The organism is Bacillus sp. VT 712 (genome assembly GCF_001614195.1).
Taxonomy (GTDB): domain Bacteria; phylum Bacillota; class Bacilli; order Bacillales; family Bacillaceae_H; genus Priestia; species Priestia flexa.
Genome location: NZ_LWBK01000078.1, coordinates 1 through 2,643, shown reverse-complemented (window position 1 = coordinate 2,643; position 2,643 = coordinate 1). Strand labels below are relative to the sequence as shown.

The 2,643-nt window shown below is 34.9% G+C and carries 4 protein-coding genes; all 4 read left to right on the top strand.

The window, feature by feature from the left end:
- A partial coding sequence (locus tag A2U94_RS20985; protein WP_197473421.1) for a transposase domain-containing protein occupies window positions 1-161 on the top strand: 161 nt, incomplete at its 5' end.
- A 133-nt stretch (window positions 162-294) separates the two neighbouring features.
- Window positions 295-1,644 carry a ZmpA/ZmpB/ZmpC family metallo-endopeptidase-related protein gene (locus A2U94_RS19810; protein WP_025908335.1) on the top strand — a complete coding sequence of 450 codons (1,350 nt, stop codon included), beginning with the start codon at window positions 295-297 and terminating at the stop codon, window positions 1,642-1,644.
- Window positions 1,641-1,919, top strand: a complete 279-nt coding sequence (locus A2U94_RS19805) for a hypothetical protein (protein WP_231882793.1) — start codon at window positions 1,641-1,643, stop codon at window positions 1,917-1,919. The genes A2U94_RS19810 and A2U94_RS19805 overlap by 4 nt, the downstream gene beginning before the upstream one ends.
- A gap of 11 nt (window positions 1,920-1,930) precedes the next feature.
- The gene (locus A2U94_RS19800) at window positions 1,931-2,335 is read left to right on the top strand and encodes a hypothetical protein (protein WP_025908333.1); all 405 of its coding nucleotides are present in this window, start codon (window positions 1,931-1,933) and stop codon (window positions 2,333-2,335) included.
- Window positions 2,336-2,643: the final 308 nt, after the last annotated feature.

Genomic DNA, 2,643 nt, shown 5'->3' with positions numbered 1-2,643 from the left:
TGAGTTTGGCTGAAACGGCCAAAGCAAACGGAATTGATTTTTATCAGTACTTGGTAAAGCTGATGACGGAATTACCTAATATATCGTTTCATCAACACCCTGAGATTTTACATAATTACATGCCATGGTCAGAGAATATTCAAGCCACATGTGCAAAATAGCCAGCTAACTGAAAAAAATTCAGTTAGCTGGCCGTTCGTCGTGCGTACCGTGAAGGTGCGCTATTTTTTATATTTCGGGCTTACGATGAATTAACGGTTACTCACGAATTACAAGTTCCGAAGGTAAACTAATATGTTAGGGCTAGGTACAGTTGAAAGTCCTTATATCATCGAGAATATACAGGATTTACAGAATGTACAAAACAACCTAACAGCCAACTATGAGTTAGCACATGATATTGACGCAACAGGATTTAACTTTGTTCCCATCGGTGGTACATCATTAGTAATTGAACAATCCTTTAGAGGTATCTTTGATGGTAAAGGTTATAAAATTATAAATCTTAAAATCAATCAAACAGGTAACTATGCAGGATTATTTAGTTGTTTGAATGGTGCTACTGTTAAGAATTTAGGGTTAGAAAATGTTGATATTACAGGCGGTCAATATTCGGCTGCGTTATCTTCTTATTGTTGGAATAGCTGTGTGATTCAACGATGTTATGCAACAGGTAAGGTACATTCATTACAGTATGGTGTAGGTGGCTTGATAGGTGGTAATAGTGGTTCTACTGTTGAGAACTGTTGGACTAATGTTTCTGTGTTGGCTGATACTACTAATGCTACATATATGGCATATACAGGTGGGTTTGCTGCAAGGGATTCGGGAACAAGTAAATTTAGATATTGCTATTCTCTAGGTACTGTTAAAAATGGTACAGGCGCAAGTGCAAAAGGATTTATTGGAAGTCCTAACACGACCACAGGAACAGCACGAACAACAATTACAGCATGTTTTTACGATAAGACAACAAGTTTATGTACTACAGACGGTGCAAGTGGTCTAGGTGCAACAGGATATACGACAACTCAAATGCAAACAGCTTCTAGCTATTACGCCTATGATAAGGTAAATATTTGGTATGTAGCAGAGGGAAGTTATCCTTACCTCAGAGTATTTGACCATACAGTTATACAAAATGTACATGTTAATGTAATGAGCACAGTCGAAACTATTCTCGCACAGTCGAGCACAGTTAGAACTAGCCAAAGACAGCTGAGAACATCCTTAAATATTGACGCTTCAAATTACGTTGTAAGGAATGTTAAGAGGTTTGGTAATGGTTTTATATCTGAACTGTATTCAACGTCTACACAGGAGAATAGAAGCGTTAGAAGCATATATGTGAATGTTTCGTCTCATATTAGCCCTATTTATTCTACGATTAAGCGTAAAGCAAAGGTTAAAAGGGTTAATGTATCTAGTGTAGATAAAATTGAAGGAATCCTTAATTTTATTAGCAATCAGAAACCAAAACAGATTGTAGGAGTTTCTTTTTATGTAGACCATTATTCAAATTATGACTTATGGACAAATAATTCCGTGTGTTTATTTAAAGTTAATACGTCTGAGAGTGATTTAAATGAAAATGATACGGTTTCATGTGTAATTGAAAATAGGTCAAATGTGGAGGTGATATGATGGCTTTCGGTGGCGATACTGTACGCTTACAAGTTAGATTCAAAGATTTTGATGATGTTGCAATTAATCCAACAAATATTAAATTGACTACTTATGATTTAAGTAAAAATCAAATAGATCAGTTTACTATTAATGACACCAACAAGATTGATGAGGGTGTCTATTTTTATGACTATGTACTTCCAGAAGATAAAACAGAAATCGTTTTTGAGTTTAAAGGTACTCATAATGAAAAACCTATCCTCACTAGAGGAAATATACCAATTAAAATTTAGGAGTGAATGGAATGGAAGAAAATAACCAACAACAGCAACAAGAAGAAAACGTTGAAACAGTTGCAAAAGCAGAATATGACGCTTTAGTTGCTGAACGTGATGAACTTCTTCAATACAAACCTAAAGAACTAACAGACGAAGAAGTTAAAGCACAACAGGATAGAGAAGCATTTGAAAAGGAAAAATTAGAGTTTGCTATTGAAAAGGCAGGTTTAAGCGACTTTGCTGAATTTATTAGCAGCCAAGATGAGATTGAAGCATTTCAAGGTCTTGTTAAAAAGATTGAAGATAACGTAAAGAAAGCCCTTGCCTATAAGCCAGAAAATCATAAACAAACAGATGAATATTCACAGTTTGCACAAAAAGGCGATACAAAAGGCATGATTGGTACTAAATTAGCAAACTTATTTAAGTAAGACCTGTCTTAAAGGCAGTTATTATAAAAAACTATAAAAATATATATCGGAGGAATTTTATTCCTGAATTATTCATACCCAAATACAAAATCCCACAGGAAAGGCGATTTATCGGCTTTCCTGTGGGATTCTCTTTTTCACTAAAAAAATGAAAAAAGAATCCATTTCTGTTAAGGTTAAATCGACTAAGAACTAACCAAAAGAAAGGATTCTTCTCATGATTAGATTACCGCAAACAACACTTCATTTCAATCACCAACTCAAATTAACTCACGATGGAGGCGAACTTTCTTCCGATACTGGCCAAT

Excerpts from the sequence above, each read along its gene's own strand:
- A2U94_RS19810 (WP_025908335.1), top strand. The coding sequence starts at position 295 with ATGTTAGGGCTAGGTACAGTTGAAAGTCCTTATATCATCGAGAATATA.
- A2U94_RS19805 (WP_231882793.1), top strand. The coding sequence starts at position 1,641 with ATGATGGCTTTCGGTGGCGATACTGTACGCTTACAAGTTAGATTCAAA.
- A2U94_RS19800 (WP_025908333.1), top strand. The coding sequence starts at position 1,931 with ATGGAAGAAAATAACCAACAACAGCAACAAGAAGAAAACGTTGAAACA.